The sequence below is a fragment of the Lysinibacillus sp. VIII_CA genome (assembly GCF_049943995.1).
GTDB lineage: Bacteria > Bacillota > Bacilli > Bacillales_A > Planococcaceae > Lysinibacillus > Lysinibacillus pinottii.
This window is the reverse complement of the sequence record NZ_JBNFXM010000012.1, coordinates 1-19,344: the sequence shown is the minus strand read 5'-3', so window position 1 is coordinate 19,344 and position 19,344 is coordinate 1. Positions and strand designations below refer to the sequence as shown.

Below are 19,344 nucleotides of genomic sequence, written 5' to 3'. Positions count from 1 at the left end.
ATAGCAGTCTATTGTTGAAAGGAGCCGGCATCATGATCATTTTATTATCTGCTGCCATTGCTCCCGGTCTAGCGCTTTTTAGTTATTTCTATTTGCGCAATCAAATGGCTACGGAGCCAAGAAGAACTTTATTGCAAACATTTTTATACGGTGCATTTTTAACGTTCCCGATTCTGTTTTTACAATATGTACTAACAGAGGAAGGAGTTTTTCGATATTTTTACCTTCAAGACGTTCTTTTTTCTAGTGTTATTGAAGAATTTTTTAAATGGTTTGTACTATTAATAGCCATCTACAATCATGTAGAATTCGATGATCCATATGACGGTATATTATATGGGGCAAGTATATCACTTGGTTTTGCCACAATTGAGAACGTACTTTATTTATTATCCTTTGGCTTGGACACAGCATTTATGCGAGCTCTATTACCTGTATCAAGTCATGCATTATTTGGCGTAGTAATGGGCTACTATTATGGACGTGCTAAGTTTTCAAAGCTTGCCAAGACAAAAGAAATGATTGCTATGGCGCTTTGTGCACCAATTGTACTTCACATTCTATACAATACAATATTATCATTTAAAGGTCACTGGATTTATTTAATGATTCCGTTTATGCTGTTTTTATGGTGGTTTGGCTTACGAAAAGTGAAACTAGCGCATTACCATCTGGTACAACATTTGCATATGCATAAAAAAATATAAAGCGTAGAAATCGTCAAGATTTCTACGCTTTATTCTTTTTTATCATGTATAAATTGCCTCATTTGTTTCAAGCTATAAAAAAAAGGAGTGATAAAAGTGCGTTTAGTAAGCATACTTTTTGCTTTGATATTAGGAATTAGTATAATTGCGATTCCTCAAAATGAAGTGATTGCATTTAGTGACCAGCAAATTACTCGTGGTGCCTATGGAGATGATGTCATTGAATTGCAAGCAAGGCTACAATACTTAGGTTTTTATAAGAGTAAAATTGATGGGAAATTTGGCTATAACACATACTGGGCATTACGTAATTTCCAAGAGAAATATGGTTTGCCAGTAGATGGTATCGCTGGAGCGAAGACCAAAAAAACTATAGCTGGTTATTCTGATTACGATGAAAAATGGGTGAAAGCGCAATTAAATGCTGGTAATCAATTTACCTATTATGGTGGTATTCCGCTCGATCAGCAAGTGAATAAAGGAACTAGTACAGGTAGTGGTGCTGGCAGTGGCGGAGGAAATAGTAGTGGTACTACTAATAACAATGGAACACAGACGCAAGTTCCTCCAAAATATACAGAACGTGATTTACAGTTAATGGCGAATGCTGTGTATGGAGAAGCTAGGGGAGAGCCGTATGAGGGACAAGTAGCAGTAGCCGCAGTTATTTTAAACCGTTTAGAAAGTCCTGATTTCCCAAATACTATTTCCGGAATTATATTTCAGCCTTTAGCGTTTACAGCGGTAGCAGATGGACAAATTTGGTTAGAGCCTAATGATAGAGCAAAAGAAGCTGTTATTGATGCAATGAATGGCTGGGACCCATCTGAAAATGCATTGTATTATTTCAATCCGAAAACAGCAACAAGTAAATGGATTTGGTCACGTCCGCAAATTAAACAAATTGGAGAGCATATTTTCTGTTCATAGAAAGGAGGAACTTAGATGAAAACTTGGCTCGTGGTCTTAACGATAGCTGTTATCGGGTTAGGGGCATATAGTATTGATTTACATGGAGATAAAGAAGATTTACAACGTACCGTATTAGCACAGTATACAGATAAGTTAACAGATGCATCTGAAAAACTATCTCATCTACAGCGATCAGTATCGCAGTCACTACTGTTTCAAGACGAGCAGGCAATTCACAGTGAATTAGATTCAGTTTGGCGTTTAAGCTCAGAAGTTCGTTCTTCAATTGCTAATATTCCGATAGGGCAAGAACTATCAAATGAATGGATGAATTATTTAGGGCGACTTGGCGATGAAGCGAAGAGAACAGCAAAGACAGGCGATTATGTAGCTTGGCGTGAAAAAATGCCACAGGTTTCTTCGAATTTACAAGCGCTGTCTGATGATTGGACAGCCGCAACTGTCGATTTTTATAAACATAATGGAAAAATGGATGTTTGGCTGCAGCAAGTGGATAATAAAAATCCAAACACAAACTTTGATAAAGTGAAGGACACGTTAAAAGGTTATGGAGAAAAGGATTTCCCGCTAACATTATCTGAGTCAGACTGGCAAAAAAAGATTGAGTTAAAAGCTTTACAGGATGCCGAAATTACGGAAAAAGAAGCGTTAGAAAAGGTGAAATATTTATTCCCAGTTATTAAAGACGCGACATTTACTGTAACAAAAAGTAGTGACACGGCACCGTATCCGTTCTATCACATACAATTCCACCAAGGAATTCGTTTAGGGTATGTGGATTTAACGGTAAAGGGAGGGCATTTACTGTCCTATTTAGTGGAACGTCCTGTTGATGAAGCGAAGCAGTCACAGGAGGAAATCCTCAAAAAAGCCGAAGAATATGTCAAAAAACTTGGCATGAAAGATGTAGCCTATGTGGAATCGCGCGAAAATCATCAGGCTTGGCACGTAACATTTGCCCGTGTACATCCAGGAGATAACGCATTAATTTATGCGGATGGTGTTCAACTTAAATTAGCTAAAGATACGGGTGAGTTGTTGGGTGCAAACGCGATGGAATACATTCAAGAAGAGAATATTAAAAAACAAACAGCAAAACCAATCGATTGGAAAACATTCTTCCAAGATGATATTCAAGTCCAAGAAGTAAAAAATATTTATACGGATAATGGGGAATTTGAACAACGTCTATGCTATGAGGTCATTGCATTGCGTGATGGTAAAACACAAGAGACATTTAGAATCGTCATTGATGCAGAAAATCATAATGTTTTAAAAGTGGAATATTTAACTTAATAATAAGAAAATACTACCAATTTTTATAGCCAAAATTAATATCTCATGAGATAATTAAACCATATTTTTCGTACGGGGAGATGCTCATGGAGATTAAAATTGGTACACAATTACAACTTGAACCTACTTATACAGAGCGTGTGGAGAAATTCCGCTGTAAGGTTGTAGAGCAACAAGATCATATTCTTTATATTGATTATCCAATTAATATGGCGACAAAGAAAACAGCATTTTTGATAGATGGCTCTGAATTTAGAGCAACCTTTCGTACCGAGGACAAACAATCATTTGCCTTTAATACAGAGGTAATAGGTCGTAAAGCGGGCCATATACCTATGATTATGTTGCATTGCCCAAAGCCAGAGGAATTTATCAAAATTCAACGTCGAGAATATGTCCGTGTTGAAACACCAGTGGATGTGGCCGTTCAGTTCAAGGATCACAAATATCAGTTAGTAGCTGCGGATATTAGTGCAGGAGGCTTAGCCCTCATTTTGAAAGGAGAAGTAGCTTTCGATGATGGCGATGAGGTGAAATTAACAGTTGCCTTGCCGTTTGTCAATGGGGATGTGAAATACGTAATAACAGAGGCAACTGTCGTGCGTATTTTTGAAAAAGATTCTAAACGAATTGCAACAATCCAGCTGACGGATTCAGATGATGTAGACCAGCAACATATCGTTCGCTTTTGCTTTGAGCGCCAGTTAGGCAATCGACGTAAAGAATTGAATCCATTTAATGCTTAATATGCCGCATAGTAATTTTTTAAAAGCCCTCTTCTAGCAGAGGGCTTTTTATAGGTTATATGATACAATATGAGGTGACAGAAAGTAGGGAAGAATATGAAGAAAAACATCCAAATTGCGATAGATGGTCCTGCTGGTGCCGGTAAAAGTACTATTGCAAAAATTGTTGCTGAGGCACTTGATTTTACTTACATTGATACAGGTGCAATGTATCGAGCAGTTACGTATAAAGCGATGCAACAAAACATACATTTAGATGATGAAGCAAAATTAGCGGAGATGCTAGCGGCTAGCACCATCGATTTAAAGCCATCTCCACAGGGGCAGCTTGTTTTTTTAGATGGTCATAATGTATCAGCCGATATCCGTTCAAATGAAGTCACTTCATCCGTTTCTCAGGTAGCTGCACATGCAAAGGTTCGTGAGTTATTAGTAGCTCAACAACAAAAGCTGGCAGCAAATGGTGGCGTCGTAATGGATGGCCGCGATATTGCAACACATGTATTGAAAAATGCAGAGCTAAAGATTTTTATGTCTGCAACGGTAGAGGAACGTGCAAGAAGACGATTCATAGACAATCAAAAAAGAGGAATCGACTCTTCGCTTGAAAAACTTCAGGAAGAAATTGCATTGCGTGATAAAAAAGATAGTGAACGCGAAGCATCACCACTTATTCAAGCAGAAGATGCCATATTTTTAGATACGACAGCATTGTCTATCGATGATGCAGCACAAGCTATTTTAAAATTAGCAGAAGAAAAAATGCTATAAATCCTAAAATTTCAGACATTTTTCGAATTTAAAGGATTTATTTTTGTCTTTGTCTTCAATATCGAATAAAATAGTAAGGGAAGATGCGAAGGAGGGTTACATATGTCTGAAGAAATGAACTATGCAGAACAAACGTTTAACGAGGGTGATATCGTCAAAGGTATTGCAGAGCAAGTTGATGAAAAAGCAGTATCTGTATCAATTCCGGGTGCACCATTTGATGGTATTATCCCAATCAGCGAATTATCAAGCTTACACATTGAGAAAGCTTCTGATGTCATCTCTGTTGGGGATGAGTTAGAATTGATGATTACAAAGGTTGAGGAAGAAAATTTTGTCCTATCAAAACGTAAAGTGGATGCTTTAAAAGCATGGGATACACTCGAGCAACAATTTACCGCAGGAGAAATTTTTGAAGCGGAAGTAAAGGATATTGTTAAAGGTGGTCTTGTCGTAGATTTAGGTGTACGTGGCTTTGTACCAGCATCACTTGTAGAAGACTACTTTGTCGATGATTTTGAGGGCTACAAAGGCAAATCATTAAGCTTCAAAATTGTTGAGCTTGATAAAGAAAAGAATCGTCTTATTTTATCTCATCGCGCAGTGGTTGAATCAGAAAAGGCATCACAAAAGAAAGACGTTATAAATCAAATCAAGGCTGGCGACGTTTTAGATGGTAAAGTACAGCGTTTAGCATCATTTGGGGCATTTATTGACCTTGGTGGTATCGATGGTCTTGTCCACATTTCACAAGTGTCTCACGAGCATGTGAGTGATGTAAGTGAAGTTTTATCAGAAGGACAAGGTGTAACTGTAAAAGTTCTATCTGTTGATCCAGAAAATGAACGCATTTCATTATCTATTAAAGAAACGATTCCTGGACCGTGGTCTAATATCGAAGAACGTGCAGCTAAAGGTACGATTTTAGAAGGTAAAGTGAAGCGTCTTACATCATTCGGCGCATTTGTGGAAGTTTTCCCTGGTGTTGAAGGATTAGTGCACATTTCGCAAATTGCTCACAAACACATTAATACACCACATGAGGCATTAAAAGAAGGACAAGAAGTACAAGTAAAAGTCCTTGATGTCAATGCTGAGGACGGTAGATTAGCGCTAAGCATTAAAGAATTACTTGAAAATCCAGAAGCAGAAGAAGTGATCGATTACGAATTACCTGAAGAAAACACAGGCTTCTCATTCGGAGACGTAATTGGCGATCAATTAAAAAATTTTAAATAAGAAGAACGCGAGGATACAAGATTGTATCCTCGCTTTTTTGTTGGAGTAATGGAATTCGAAAGTGACGGATAGAACCTTTGGATTAAATAGTAGATAGGATTCAAAAAGCAAAGGATTTATCCTCAAAAAGCCTTCACACATGCTCTCAAAATACATGAAAAAACCGGGAAAATAAATCGTTTGGATTGTTAAAGCCATACATAGCGTTCTACTTTATGGATATGATATGATATAATGGCATTTTTCGTGTATAATAGCGAAAGACAAGAAGTTGGAAGGATGAAGTACAGATGACGAAACCAGTAGTAGCCATCGTAGGTCGTCCGAACGTAGGTAAGTCGACGATTTTTAACCGTATCGTTGGAGAGCGTGTGTCTATTGTGGAGGATATTCCAGGCGTAACACGTGATCGTATTTATAGTTCGGCAGAGTGGTTAACACATGATTTTAATATTATTGATACAGGTGGGATTGAAATTGGGGACGAGCCGTTTTTAGAGCAAATTCGTCAACAAGCCGAAATCGCCATTGAAGAAGCAGACGTTATTATTTTTATGACAAATGGTCGTGAAGGGGTAACCGCAGCCGATGAGCAAGTAGCTAAAATTTTATACAAAACTAAGAAACCAGTTGTTTTAGCAGTCAATAAGATTGATAATCCTGATATGCGTGAAATGATTTATGATTTTTATGCATTGGGCTTCGGTGAGCCTTGGCCAATTTCTGGCTCTCACGGCTTAGGGTTAGGGGATTTATTAGACGAATGTGCGAAACATTTCCCAAAAGAAGATGAAGAGCAGTACGGAGATGATGTGATTAAATTCTCATTAATCGGTCGTCCAAATGTAGGGAAATCATCTTTAGTGAATGCTTTCTTAGGTCAAGATCGAGTGATTGTAAGTAATATTGCAGGGACAACACGTGATGCAATTGACACACCTTATGCGTATGAAGATCAGGAATATGTCATTATTGATACTGCAGGTATGCGTAAAAAAGGTAAAATTTATGAGACGACAGAGAAATATTCAGTTTTGCGTGCGTTACGTGCGATTGAACGTTCAGACGTTGTGTTAGTGGTACTGAATGCGGAAGAGGGTATTCAGGAGCAAGATAAGAAAATTGCTGGGTATGCACATGAAGCTGGAAAAGCAGTGGTGATTGTTGTCAATAAATGGGATGCTATCGAGAAAGACGAAAAAACGATGAATGTTTTTACGCAGCAAATTCGTGAGCATTTCCTATTTTTAGACTATGCACCGATTATTTTCGTATCGGCGAATACAAAACAGCGTGTTCATCAGATTTTACCAATTATCCAACGTGTCAGTGAGAATCATGCGATGCGTATTCAATCTTCTATTTTAAACGAAGTCATAGAGGATTCTGTAGCACGTAATCCTGCGCCAACCGATAAAGGTCGTCGTTTACGTATTTACTATGCTACGCAGGTTGCGATTAAACCACCAACATTTGTGGTATTTGTCAATGAACCTGAGCTTATGCACTTCTCCTATGAACGTTTCTTAGAAAATCGTATTCGTGAAACATTCGATTTTGAAGGAACACCGATTCGTTTAATTACACGAGCACGAGCTTAAAGTTATAGTCATACACATACAATACGCCAACCCGACATATTTGTTGGGTGGCGTCTTTTTACAAGAAAAAATTAGTGTAGACAACCCACTATAAGGGAGGATTTTTTATGGAAAAAGTTTGTGTGTTAGGAGCAGGCTCTTGGGGGTCTGCGCTGGCAATGGTACTAGCGGAAAATGGCCATGATACGCTTGTATGGACACATCGAGCTGAACAGGCAGAAGAAATCAACCGTATGCATACTAATAAAAAATATTTACCTGAAACGGTATTGCCAACAAATTTACATGCTACGAGTGATATTGCAAAGGCAGCAACACATGCTGAAACAATCGTTGTGGCTGTGCCGACAAAAGCAATTCGTGAGGTTTGTGAAAAATTGACGGCTGAATTAACAAAAAAAGTTTTATTTGTACATGTTTCAAAAGGAATTGAACCAGATTCTTTAAAGCGAATTTCTGAAATATTAGCAGAGAGCCTACCTGCTGAAAAAGTGGATGAAATTGTAGTGCTTTCAGGGCCGAGTCATGCGGAGGAAGTAGTTCTTCATCATCCTACAACAGTTACAGCTGCATGTGCAGACATAGACGCTGCTGAAAAAGTACAGGATCTATTTATGAACCAATTCTTCCGTGTTTATACAAATGACGATGTGATCGGTGTAGAAATTGGTGGGGCACTGAAAAATGTTATCGCTTTAGCTGCAGGCATTACAGATGGCTTGAATTATGGTGATAACGCGAAAGCGGCATTAATTACGAGGGGGCTTGCGGAGATTACTCGTTTAGGTGTAAAAATGGGTGGTAATCCATTTACGTTCTCAGGCCTTACGGGCATGGGAGATTTGATTGTAACGTGTACAAGCGTTCACTCAAGGAACTGGCGAGCAGGGAATATGTTAGGGCAGGGCATGAAGTTACAAGAGGTTCTTGATCAAATGGGAATGGTTGTAGAGGGAGTCCGGACTACAAAGGCCGCCTATCAATTAGCAGAGAAGTATGGTGTGGCAATGCCTATTTCTACGGAGCTTTATAGCGTACTCTTTAATGATGTAGAGCCGAAAGTGGCTGTTGATGCACTTATGATGCGCATGAAAAAACGTGAAATTGACGAGATGAAGCATTAATATTATTTTTATGATTAAATTTGTCATGAAACGGACATAAATAAGGTGTCTTAGTGAATCTACTGAGACACCTTATTATGTGCTATTAGTTGAATAGTGAAAGCATTTTAAAAGGTTGTCCATTTCTTGATAGTTATGGGACAACTATTTCTTTTTAACAAAGGCACATAGTATAATATACTTTGATTGTGTCTTGACATAGAAAGAAAGGTGGTTATTTGAAATGGGCCCGTTAGCTCATATGCCTGCTTTAGATGTAATGTGGGTATCGTTTTATTGTATAGGTTTTATGATTATATCAGTCGGCTTAATTTATTTAGCTCGTAACAAGATTTCAAATGTATTTTTACGAACAATCGTAAATTTATGTGCATACATACTGTTTGGACTTGGCACATTTTTAATGGTACTTATAGTTGCCACTTGGCCAGCATAATAAATAACGAGGTGTCAGTAACATGAAAAAACTAAGTGCTTTTCTGTTGGTAATTGCAACCGCCATATTGTTAGTCGGGTGTGCGTACCCAGAAGACGAGAAAAGGGCGAAGGTTACGCCTGATGTGGACCAACTAGCAGCTGTTCAGCGTGCTGTTAATGAATACCGGGAAGCAACTGGTGGGCTAGTACCCATTAAAAATAGCGAATTAGATACAGATTTATATATCAAATATTTAATCGATTTTGAAAAGCTTATGCCGAAGTATTTGTCGACGATCCCTGGAAACGCCTATGAAAAAGGCGGTATATATCAGTATATTATTTGGGATCCAGAACATGATGCGACCGTTAAACTAGTAGATTTAAATGCTGCAGAGCGTATTCGTGAAATAGGTATTCGGAAACTATCTACACAATACTTACCAATAACAGGTTCAACATCTGATAATGTGTACCAAATTAATTATAAGGATTTGGGCTATAAAACAGAGGTTACTGTGAAAAGTCCCTATTCTGGCGTCGAATTGCCACTCTTTATGACTGGAGACGGTGAATTGCATGTAGATTATTCCATTGATTTAGGGCAACTTCTAAAAGAAGACAAGCCAGATGTCAAACCAGGTGATGATATTCGCCAATTACTTGTCGATAAATTTCCTGTAGTACCTGCCTACTCTGTTCCGTATACAGTGGATGAGAAAGGTGAGCCGGTTTATGATATGGACACTTATAAGGCAGATGTCAAGAAGGCCCAAGAACGACAAAAACAAGAGGCCGAAGCCGCCAAGAAAAAAGAAGAATAATAAAACAAGCTCCTTACATTTGTGAGGGGCTTTTTCATATTTGTCTACAAGCTCGCATATAGTGAAAAAGCGTAGATAAAGGAGGCAGAAACCTTGAGTGAAGCAGTATTTAGAGAAATTGCAGAGCGAACAAATGGCGATGTTTATATTGGTGTTGTCGGTCCAGTACGTGTAGGTAAATCAACATTTGTAAAAAAGGTAATGGAATCCGTCGTGTTACCAAACATTGTGGATGAAACAGAAAGAATGCGAGCACAGGATGAGTTGCCACAAAGTTCTCCAGGGCCAGTCATTATGACCGCTGAGCCGAAGTTTGTGCCTGCTCAAGCAACCCGTATTGTGGTCGGTGATGATGAAATGCCATTTCAAATTCGTTTAGCAGATTGTGTGGGTTATATTATCGAAGGAACAAAAGGCTATGAAGATGAAAATGGTCCGAAATTTGTTCATACTCCTTGGCATACAGAGCCTATTCCGTTCCAGGAAGCAGCGAAAATAGGTACGGATAAAGTAATTCGCGATCATGCGAATATTGGAATAGTAGTGACGACTGATGGAACAGTTAACGGTATTAGTCGTCGAGCTGCAGAGAAGGCAGAAGAAGAGATTGTTGAGCAATTAAAAGAAATTGGCAAGCCTTTTGTCATATTACTTAATTGCCAAATGCCTGCTAGAGAAGAAACTGTTCAACTGCGTAATGAGTTGTTTGAACGTTATAATGTTCCTGTTATCGCCATTTCAATTGATCAAATGAGAGAAGCGGATATTCAGTATATTTTACAAGAGGCACTATTTGAATTCCCAATCCGGACAATTGAAGTGGAGAAGCCAGATTGGTTAGACGTGCTAGATGCCTCACATCCATTAAATGTTGCACTGATTGATTCGATGGAAGAGGTACTTTCTTCTGTTATGAAAATTAGGGATGTGCAACAAGCATCTGACGCTTTTAAAGCTATTGATTTTATAGATCAAAGTGAAGTAGTTCATGTAGATGCGGGTATTGGAACAGCTGTAATTCGTGTGTCCTTACAGGGTGAACTATATAAATCGGTTTGTAATGAATGGTTAGAGGAACCGATTGAAACGAAAAAAGATTGGCTACTATTTATTAAGGAAGCCGCTGAGGCAAAAGAAGCTCAAAAACGCTTTAAAAGTGCCATACATGATGCGGATATGACAGGTTATGGTGTTACATTACCAATGATGCAGGAATTTGAGCCAACAGCTCCAGAATTAATTAAGCAAAATAATTTCTTTGGTGTACGAATGAAAGCGAAGGCGCCATCTTATCATATTATTCGTGTCGATATGGATTCAGAATTTGCCCCATTAATCGGCTCTGAGTTCCATAGTCAGCAACTTTTAAAAGATTTGAACCATGCTTATTTACATGATCGTGATGCTCTATGGAATACACAGCTATTTGGAACACCATTACATGAAGTATTAAAAGAAGGTATTCGCTATAAAATGGATGCAGTTCCACCTACTGCCAAAAAACGTATGCGTCAAACGATCGAACGTATGGTAAATGAAGGGGATCGTGGGTTAGTTACCTTTATTTTATAGTGATAAAAATTAAAAAGAAGTGTAAAAAAATAGGTAAAGGGCTTTTCGTTTTTATGCGAAAAGTCCTTTTTTTTGATTTTTTGGGTGAAAAACTGATTTTTTGGTTATAATCATGAATGAATACAGTTGCGTAGCGGTTTTCTATGTGTTACTCTTTTTACAGAATTGGTTCATGACCCTTTGAGAGGAGGTGAATGGTGTGAATAAAACAGAATTAGTAAACTCTGTTGCTGAAGCTGCAGGTCTTTCTAAAAAAGACGCTTCTAAAGCAGTTGAAGCTGTATTTGATACAATTCAAGATGCTCTTGCAAAGGGTGACAAAGTACAATTAATTGGTTTTGGTAACTTCGAAGTACGTGAACGTGCGGCTCGTAAAGGTCGTAACCCACAAACTGGTAAAGAAATCGAAATCGCTGCTAGCAAGGTGCCTGCTTTCAAACCAGGTAAAGCGCTTAAAGACGCGGTAAAATAATACACGTCTAGTAGTTACATAGAGCAGTCTTCATGTTAACGAACATGGAGACTGCTCTTTTTAACGTCAAGTATTAATACATAATCATATAAAAGCTAGATTTGCTAACTTGCAACAAATTTTTTGTGAAACAAGTAAGTCATTTTGCGCTTACCTTTTGGATGTGCTACGATGCATAGGGAAATGTGTAATGTTTTGATATGCAGGAGGTTTTTTTGAATGTCGAATATAGATTTATTAAAAATAGAAGAAGCCGTTAAAATGATTTTAGAGGCGGTAGGTGAAGACGTAAATCGAGAAGGTTTATTAGATACACCAAAACGTGTTGCCAAAATGTATGCTGAGATGTTTAGTGGCTTACATGAGGATGCTAAAGACTATTTTAGAACAGTGTTCCACGAGGATCATGAAGAGTTGGTTCTTGTCAAAGATATTCCTTTTTATTCGATGTGTGAGCATCATCTAGTTCCGTTTTATGGAAAAGCACATGTCGCTTACATACCGAATGACGGCATTGTGGCAGGGCTAAGCAAATTAGGTCGTGCAGTAGAAACAATTGCTCGTCGACCACAGTTGCAAGAGCGTATTACGTCTTCAGTCGCTGATACAATAATGGAAATGCTAGCACCAAAAGGGGTTTATGTGGTGATTGAAGCTGAGCACATGTGTATGACCATGCGCGGGCTGAAAAAACCAGGCTCCAAAACCGTAACATCTGTAGCAAGAGGTGTTTACGAGGAAGATGAAGTGAAACGTAGAGAAGTTCTATCATTTATTCAAATGTCTTAAATTGCTTGTCTAATTATGTTATGATGAACTAAGAATTTGTCGGATTTAAGGAGTGTACAAGAATGTCACAAGATTATATTGTTATTCAAGCTGAAGAAGATGGTGTACATGTCATTGGTTTAACGCGTGGAACAGATACAAAGTTCCATCATTCTGAAAAGTTAGATGCCGGCGAAGTTATGATTGCTCAATTTACAGAACACACTTCTGCGATGAAAATTCGAGGGAAAGCACAGATTCATACAGCACATGGTGTGATTAATAGTGAAGCAAAAAAATAATAAATAGACAAGATATGGTTTCATAATAGTTTTTATCCGTGCCATTTAGGCACATATAAATGAGTTAGATGTGAAAAACTAATTATATGGGCAGTAGCATTCCCACCTCATGGGAAAGCTTTACTGCCTATCCTCTTGAAGTAAGCAAAATTTTTTTATTCCGCATCGTTGCGTATGCTATAATGACTCAGTAAGCAAACGTTAAGACTAAGATAGGATTAACGTATTTGAAAGTGAAATGGAGTAAGGTCTATGAATGCAACATACATTCAAAATTCAATTGCCCAGTTAAAAACAGAGATTTTCATGGATGTTCGTCATAGAACTTTGCAAAAATACACAGGAATGCCTGTGCTAGATGAAAATCAATTGTTTTATTTGTTAGTCCCATTTTTGAATGGTGAAGTGTGGCAACAGGAGCAACAAGAGGCTGCCATTACTGTTGGCATTGTGTATGCGGCATTGGCGGCACACGATCATATAAAAGAATTAGATGCTACTTCTAAAGAACAGCAGCTAACGGTATTAGCTGGGGATTTTTATAGTGGTCGTTATTACGAAATATTAGCAATGTCTGGAAATGTCGAATTGATACGAAAATTGTCACAAGGAATTGTGACACGATGTGAAAACCAGATAAAGGTTTATGAGGCTGAACAAAGAACGATCGAGCAATGGTATGCTTCGATGTGCAATATTGAATCAGGATTAATTGCTCAATTTTTCGAGCTTTATTCTTTTAGTGAATATATACCGTTAATGGAAAAAAGTTTATTGATTTTACGTTTAGAAAAAGAAATGACAGCTTATCAACGTGGACAATCGTCTTTAATAGGTAAGGCACTTGAAGAAAGTGTTCAACGTCATGGTACAACTTTTCATAGCGTCATCAAGCAGAAAATAGTGCATTTAAAAATAGAGCTGTCAAAGATGGTGGAGAATGCATCATTTTTACAAAATGATGTGAAACGAGCTTTACATGCACATGTAGAGGCTTCTATTGCTTCTACTAACGGATAAGAGAGGTTTTCAAAATGGCTAAAACGAAAGCAGAGCATGTTCATGAAGTATTTGAGAGTATCTCGGATAATTATGACAAAATGAACGGTGTTATTAGTTTCCAAATGCATATTGGTTGGCGTAACGATACCATGAAACACATGGCTGTCAAACCGGGATCAAAGGCATTGGATGTTTGCTGTGGTACAGCAGATTGGACGATCGCATTGGCTGAGGCAGTTGGAGAAAGTGGAGAAGTTAAAGGACTCGACTTTAGTCAAAACATGCTTAAAGTTGGCGAAAAAAAAGTACAACCATATCCGCAAATTGAATTGATTCATGGAAATGCTATGGAATTACCTTTTCCAGATGATACGTTTGATTATGTGACGATTGGTTTTGGTCTACGCAATGTACCAGATTATTTGCAAGTATTAAAGGAAATGCACCGTGTCGTAAAACCAGGTGGTATGGTTGTATGTTTAGAAACATCTCAATCTGAAATTCCTGGTTACCGTCAATTATTCCGTTTTTATTTTAAATATATAATGCCGATATTTGGTAAAATATTTGCGAAAAGTTATAAGGAGTATTCTTGGCTTCAAGAATCTGCGAATGATTTCCCAGGTATGAAAAAGTTAGCGGCATTGTTTGAGCAGGCAGGATTAGAAAAAGTAACGTACAAAGCATACAGTGGCGGGGCTGCGGCAATGCATATAGGCTTTAAAAAGATACGTTAATGGGGGAAGGTTTTCACACGTGGAAAAGATGAAGTTAAAACTACTCTATTCCGATTTGAAATCAGATATCGATATCATTGAACGAGAGTTAGAAAATGCGGTGGACTCATCTTCATATTTGATCAACGATGCTTCTCTCCATTTATTACAAGCTGGTGGCAAACGTATACGACCAATTTTTGTATTACTAGGTGCAAAATTTGGTGAATATGACATTGAGAAGATGAAGGATGTTGCAGTCCCTTTAGAACTCATTCATATGGCATCACTTGTCCATGATGATGTTATTGATGATTCCAATATGCGAAGAGGACGCCCAACTGTCAAAGCGCAATGGAATAACCGAGTAGCAATGTACACGGGCGATTTTATTTTTGCACGTGCTCTCGAATATATTACAAAATTAGAAGACCCACTAGTTCATCAAATTTTAGCACGTACCATGGTTGAGATTTGTAACGGTGAAGTTATTCAAATTGAAGATAAATTTAGACTAGATCAAGGTTTAAAAGATTATTTTAGAAGAATCAAACGCAAAACAGCTTTACTCATTTCCTCAAGTTGTGAGTTAGGGGCTGTGGCGGCAGGCGTTGATGCTAAAACTGTACGTCATTTAAAGCGCTTCGGCTACTTTGTGGGCATGAGCTTCCAAATTATCGACGATGTTTTAGATATAATGGCAACAGATAAGGAGCTAGGAAAGCCAGCGGGTAGTGATTTACTACAAGGCAATATTACCTTACCGATTCTCTTGTTAAAGGATGATCCGGAGATGCAGCCTTATTTAGTAAAAGTATTTGCCGGTACATTAACAGAAGTCGAACGTCAAAATATGTTGCACTATGTGCGTAAATCTCATGCAATTGAGCAAGCTAATCGTATGAGTGATAAATACTTGAAAAAAGCTTTACAAGAAATAGATGCCTTACCAAAACATCCCGTAAAGAAAAAGCTACGTGATGTCGCATTGTTTATGGGTAAGCGCAAATTCTAGCTTTTTGTTGTACAAAGTCGCGTTTTTTGTTAATATTTATCGGTAGGTGTAAAACCTGTTAGAAGAACTTAAGGAGTGTTTTAAACATGGCAATTGAACAAACTTTTTTAATGGTTAAGCCAGATGGCGTTGAGCGTCAAGTAGTTGGAGACATCGTTGATCGTTTTGAACGTCGCGGTTTTGTAATGAAAGGTGCTAAATTAATGGTAATTCCAAAAGAATTAGCAGAAAAGCACTATGCTGAACATGCTGAGCGTCCATTCTTTGGGGAACTAGTTGATTTCATCACTTCTGGTCCTGTATTCGCTATGGTATGGGAAGGCGAAAACGTAATTAAGCTTGCTCGTACAATGATGGGAGCAACTAAACCTGAGGAATCTAACCCAGGTACAATCCGTGGTGACTATGCAACAACTGTTTCTCACAACATCATCCACGGTTCTGACTCTCTTGCTTCTGCAGAGCGCGAAATCGCTTTATTCTTCGGTGAAGATTTAGTTTAATTCGTTAAAGATCGGACTATACTCGGATAAAACACCGAATTGTACAAAAGCATACTCGCTATAATGGCGGTTAACCCTCTAACTATTACAGTTGGGGGGCTTTTTGTTGTCTTTTAATAAAGTTGATTCAAACGTTGATTTAAGTTTATTCGATATTAACTCCAGGCGTAAGTCTACCGATAAATTCGGTTTCAACGAGGAATCGAATACTAGAAATATTAAAGTCAATCACGCAATGAAAATTGTTAATCAGCAGTGGAAATTGCTCGGGCTAAGACCTCGTACAATTGACAGTTATAATTACAACTTTTCGAAGTTTGTCGAAGTAACTAACGTTGTCTATCTACATGAAATCAATAACGATAAAATTTACGAATATTTATTTTCTTTTAAAGACGTTAGAGATACAACGCTAAAAGGTCGACTAAAGCAGATTAGCGCGGTTCTAGCGCGTTTTTATGATAATGGCTGGTTAGCGTCGGTTTTTTGGAAAAGCATTAAAATAAAGGTCGACACGGCCTTTAAAGAGGCTGCTACGGAAAAAGAATTATCGTTACTTATTTCTTTGCTAGATAAGTCTACTTTCAGTGGGTTCCGAGATTCTATTGCTATCTTATTGCTTTATAAAACTGGGATCAGGATTAAAAGTTTAGGTTTATTGCGTGAGAAGAATATTGATTTTGAAAGTAAGACGCTTATTTTACCTGGTGAGATTATGAAAAGTCATCGCACTTTAATGCTACCTATCGATGATGAGATATGCGCTTTATTGAAGGAATTAATAAGTGTAAACAATGATATTAGGAAAGAGCATCGTCAGAAAAACGATTATATTTTTGTATCAAATATTGGAATCCCCATTTCTAATTCTGTTTCTCCATCTAATTTAATTTCCAAAAATTTGTGGATGTACAGTAAGCGTTGGGGTCTTAAAAATGTTAACCCGCATTCAATAAGGCGCCTTTACGGTCAGAACCTTTTAAAACGAGGTGCAGATGTAAATTTAATTTCACACGCCTATGGTCACAGTGATTTGAGTACGACTTCTCGCTATCTAGGATTGGATACATCTACAGTTGTACGAAATTTACGTGATTATTTATAAAAAGATAAAAGCCGCTAGTGCGACAACACTAACGACTTCTTAAACGATTACACTATCGCTGGCAGGCAAATAGTGTTCACCCATAACTGAATATGAGCGATTATATGCCTTCATTTTACCTCGGAAATTCGTAAAATGCAAAGGCCTGCTTTCCTATTGTCTTTTTTAGGAACGCTCACTGACGAGGAGCCGTTTAAGCGTCATTAAAAAACACGTCAGGTTACGCCGAGCCAACGCAGGGAATTCGGATATATCGCAAGACAAGCCGTTTCCTGTTACGGTTGCGATGAATTGGTGAGCGCCACCATTTAAGGGCGCGGCATGGTTTATCGGCTAGGGTAAGCATGTGCAAGCGGACAATCAGCGTGCAAATACGCTCAATTAAGGACTACCACACGTCTAGGACGATAAAAAGACGAGTACATACGGATAGAAATATCCCAACCTAACAGGAGCATACGAGAAACCCAGGACGTCACTATGAAGCTGAAATATGCGGTTGTTACTTATTGTTGCTATTCGCGTTTTTCTACGTGTCTAGCGATTATAGGTAACCACTATGCCCAATTTCCCGGAGTGAGCAGCTATTCTGATGAAAATGGGTGCGATTGTCAAACTCTATTTATGCAGATGGATTTAAATATATTATAATAAAAAAAATGGTATTTGGGAGATGGTTATTATATATAATAGGAAATTCTTTTTGGGAGTATCGGGCTTTATTTATATAGTATGTTTAATGAAAATGTTTGAATATTTCGACCTAAGTAATACCTTCTATAAAGCTTGTGGAAGCATTGTGAAGGCATATAATTTACATCATAATCCTTTAGTAGTATTAACAGTTTTTCTAATCGCATCTGCAGCAATATTTTTGGCTCTTTCTATTGAAATATTTATGAAACGCTTTAAAGAGAAAGGGTATAAAGAATACAAAAGTATAGCAGGTGTATCTTCTATACTGCTTTGGTTATACATAACGGCATTAATAACTACATCCGCAAATAACATTGGTCCAATGCTTTTTGGTGGGGTGTTAGCGTTGTGGATTACTCTTTTACAAGATGATCAAAAACACAAAAAAAGTTAACAAAGTGCAACATTGTCAAATCGTTATGTTGTGACTACTGGGAACGGTCGCTTTTTATCTACTTAAATGCTACTGAAAAATCAGCGCCAAGCCGTTTTCCTTATCTCGGCATCATGATGGGGGATGACAAAAATATATCAAGTAATAATTACAAAATACTTATTTGAAATAATATATAAATTTGTATAATAAATGTAAAGGGGTGATTCATATGTTTTTGGGGTATAAATCAGTAGAAGAATATAAAAGAGATCATGTAGAAAAAGTTACAATTGATGAAATAGTTGAGCTAAAGCAAATAAATAAAAAAGCAAGGCGTTGTAAAAATTGTAGTACATTAATAAAATATGATTCAGAAGGTAATAAAGCTTGGTTCTATATTGTTGATCCCCATCCAGATGCAATGGAATTTATGGAGTACCATGCAATGGAATTTTGTACAAAAGAATGTGTAGTTGAATATTTCACCTCTGAATTTAATAAACCATTCGATATATTCTTGGAAGAATTTAATGGGAAACTAGATAAGCACCATGCTGAAATAATTCAATTAATAGAAGAATCGCTATAATATAGAAGGCGCCTAGCTATATACTAGAGCGCTCTTTCTTCGTCATATTTTGTTGTTGAGCAAGTAGGTTTAGGCTTAGGCAAACACCTAGCGCATATTTAAGCCATCTATTACATATTAGTACTAAAAGCAGCAAAGGACGGTGCAGAATGAGGTACAACGAAGAAAAAATAAAAGAACTTGCTGAGAAGGTTCGAATAATATCAGAGAAGTCTGGCTACCCGACAATGCCGAAAAAGAATAGGAAAAAGAAAAAAGTAAAGAACGTTATAGATGGAAACGAAAGCACTGCCAATTAGTCAGAGCATGTAAGATTGATAGAGATGCGGTAATCGATGTACAATAAGGCAAAGCTGGACAAGTTTGCGGAGAGTGTTCGTAAGCAAACGGAGAAGTACGACATCCCTACTGCTCCAAAAAAGAAGAAGAAAAAGAAAAGCAAATAAAAAGAAAGACGATTGCCACTATTGAACTGCACCCCAATTGTTAGACTCATCTAACAATTGGAGGTGTAGTTTTTTTATGACGAAATTTACAAATGAACAAAAACTCGATGCCGTTATGCGCTAT

The 19,344-nt window shown here is 37.6% G+C and carries 22 protein-coding genes; all 22 read left to right on the top strand.

All coding sequences use genetic code 11. The annotated features are described in order from the left end of the window. The first annotated feature begins 32 nt into the window (after positions 1-32). The 22 genes from prsW to ACP3VS_RS15710 all read left to right on the top strand — a co-directional run bounded on the left by prsW (position 33) and on the right by ACP3VS_RS15710 (position 19,073). The gene (gene prsW, locus ACP3VS_RS15815; RefSeq protein WP_012293601.1) at positions 33-707 is read left to right on the top strand and encodes a glutamic-type intramembrane protease PrsW; all 675 of its coding nucleotides are present in this window, start codon (positions 33-35) and stop codon (positions 705-707) included. Positions 708-803: 96 nt separating this feature from the next. Beyond that, complete coding sequence (gene sleB / locus ACP3VS_RS15810) at positions 804-1,637, top strand: spore cortex-lytic enzyme (protein ID WP_031417963.1); 834 nt, start codon at positions 804-806, stop codon at positions 1,635-1,637. A gap of 15 nt (positions 1,638-1,652) precedes the next feature. After that, positions 1,653-2,936: a PepSY1/2 domain-containing protein gene (locus ACP3VS_RS15805; protein WP_031417965.1), complete on the top strand. Its 1,284-nt coding sequence runs from the start codon at positions 1,653-1,655 to the stop codon at positions 2,934-2,936. Between the two features lie 86 nt (positions 2,937-3,022). Then, the gene (locus ACP3VS_RS15800) at positions 3,023-3,682 is read left to right on the top strand and encodes a flagellar brake protein (RefSeq protein ID WP_012293604.1); all 660 of its coding nucleotides are present in this window, start codon (positions 3,023-3,025) and stop codon (positions 3,680-3,682) included. Positions 3,683-3,778: 96 nt separating this feature from the next. Beyond that, a complete protein-coding gene (gene cmk, locus ACP3VS_RS15795) occupies positions 3,779-4,453 on the top strand; it encodes a (d)CMP kinase (RefSeq protein ID WP_012293605.1) in 675 nt (224 codons plus the stop codon). Positions 4,454-4,555: 102 nt separating this feature from the next. Continuing rightward, positions 4,556-5,692 carry a 30S ribosomal protein S1 gene (gene rpsA, locus ACP3VS_RS15790; protein WP_031417967.1) on the top strand — a complete coding sequence of 379 codons (1,137 nt, stop codon included), beginning with the start codon at positions 4,556-4,558 and terminating at the stop codon, positions 5,690-5,692. A 290-nt stretch (positions 5,693-5,982) separates the two neighbouring features. Then, on the top strand, positions 5,983-7,293 hold the full coding sequence (gene der, locus ACP3VS_RS15785; RefSeq protein WP_031417969.1) for a ribosome biogenesis GTPase Der: 1,311 nt from the start codon (positions 5,983-5,985) through the stop codon (positions 7,291-7,293). 107 nt (positions 7,294-7,400) lie between these two features. Then, a complete protein-coding gene (locus ACP3VS_RS15780; protein ID WP_012293609.1) occupies positions 7,401-8,417 on the top strand; it encodes an NAD(P)H-dependent glycerol-3-phosphate dehydrogenase in 1,017 nt (338 codons plus the stop codon). Between the two features lie 223 nt (positions 8,418-8,640). Then, positions 8,641-8,853 carry a DUF2768 domain-containing protein gene (locus ACP3VS_RS15775; protein ID WP_008180416.1) on the top strand — a complete coding sequence of 71 codons (213 nt, stop codon included), beginning with the start codon at positions 8,641-8,643 and terminating at the stop codon, positions 8,851-8,853. 22 nt (positions 8,854-8,875) lie between these two features. Further along, complete coding sequence (locus tag ACP3VS_RS15770) at positions 8,876-9,658, top strand: hypothetical protein (protein ID WP_031417970.1); 783 nt, start codon at positions 8,876-8,878, stop codon at positions 9,656-9,658. Positions 9,659-9,751: 93 nt separating this feature from the next. Then, positions 9,752-11,230: a stage IV sporulation protein A gene (gene spoIVA / locus ACP3VS_RS15765; protein WP_031417971.1), complete on the top strand. Its 1,479-nt coding sequence runs from the start codon at positions 9,752-9,754 to the stop codon at positions 11,228-11,230. 199 nt (positions 11,231-11,429) lie between these two features. Beyond that, entirely contained in the window at positions 11,430-11,702 is a 273-nt protein-coding gene (locus tag ACP3VS_RS15760) for an HU family DNA-binding protein (protein ID WP_004232618.1), read from the top strand. Positions 11,703-11,921: 219 nt separating this feature from the next. After that, positions 11,922-12,491 carry a GTP cyclohydrolase I FolE gene (gene folE / locus ACP3VS_RS15755; RefSeq protein WP_012293615.1) on the top strand — a complete coding sequence of 190 codons (570 nt, stop codon included), beginning with the start codon at positions 11,922-11,924 and terminating at the stop codon, positions 12,489-12,491. Between the two features lie 62 nt (positions 12,492-12,553). Further along, complete coding sequence (gene mtrB, locus ACP3VS_RS15750) at positions 12,554-12,772, top strand: trp RNA-binding attenuation protein MtrB (protein WP_004232621.1); 219 nt, start codon at positions 12,554-12,556, stop codon at positions 12,770-12,772. A gap of 252 nt (positions 12,773-13,024) precedes the next feature. Next, positions 13,025-13,792, top strand: coding sequence for a heptaprenyl diphosphate synthase component 1 (locus ACP3VS_RS15745; RefSeq protein WP_426389178.1), 768 nt, complete (start codon positions 13,025-13,027; stop codon positions 13,790-13,792). Positions 13,793-13,806: 14 nt separating this feature from the next. Continuing rightward, a complete protein-coding gene (locus ACP3VS_RS15740) occupies positions 13,807-14,511 on the top strand; it encodes a demethylmenaquinone methyltransferase (RefSeq protein ID WP_012293618.1) in 705 nt (234 codons plus the stop codon). Positions 14,512-14,530: 19 nt separating this feature from the next. Next, entirely contained in the window at positions 14,531-15,505 is a 975-nt protein-coding gene (hepT, locus tag ACP3VS_RS15735) for a heptaprenyl diphosphate synthase component II (protein ID WP_012293619.1), read from the top strand. An 86-nt stretch (positions 15,506-15,591) separates the two neighbouring features. Then, entirely contained in the window at positions 15,592-16,008 is a 417-nt protein-coding gene (ndk, locus tag ACP3VS_RS15730; protein WP_012293620.1) for a nucleoside-diphosphate kinase, read from the top strand. 106 nt (positions 16,009-16,114) lie between these two features. Beyond that, positions 16,115-17,113: a tyrosine-type recombinase/integrase gene (locus ACP3VS_RS15725; protein ID WP_232900780.1), complete on the top strand. Its 999-nt coding sequence runs from the start codon at positions 16,115-16,117 to the stop codon at positions 17,111-17,113. A gap of 799 nt (positions 17,114-17,912) precedes the next feature. Further along, the gene (locus ACP3VS_RS15720; RefSeq protein WP_198695172.1) at positions 17,913-18,203 is read left to right on the top strand and encodes a hypothetical protein; all 291 of its coding nucleotides are present in this window, start codon (positions 17,913-17,915) and stop codon (positions 18,201-18,203) included. A 211-nt stretch (positions 18,204-18,414) separates the two neighbouring features. Continuing rightward, complete coding sequence (locus tag ACP3VS_RS15715; RefSeq protein WP_198695174.1) at positions 18,415-18,774, top strand: hypothetical protein; 360 nt, start codon at positions 18,415-18,417, stop codon at positions 18,772-18,774. A 149-nt stretch (positions 18,775-18,923) separates the two neighbouring features. Then, positions 18,924-19,073: a hypothetical protein gene (locus tag ACP3VS_RS15710; protein WP_198695176.1), complete on the top strand. Its 150-nt coding sequence runs from the start codon at positions 18,924-18,926 to the stop codon at positions 19,071-19,073. Positions 19,074-19,344: the final 271 nt, after the last annotated feature.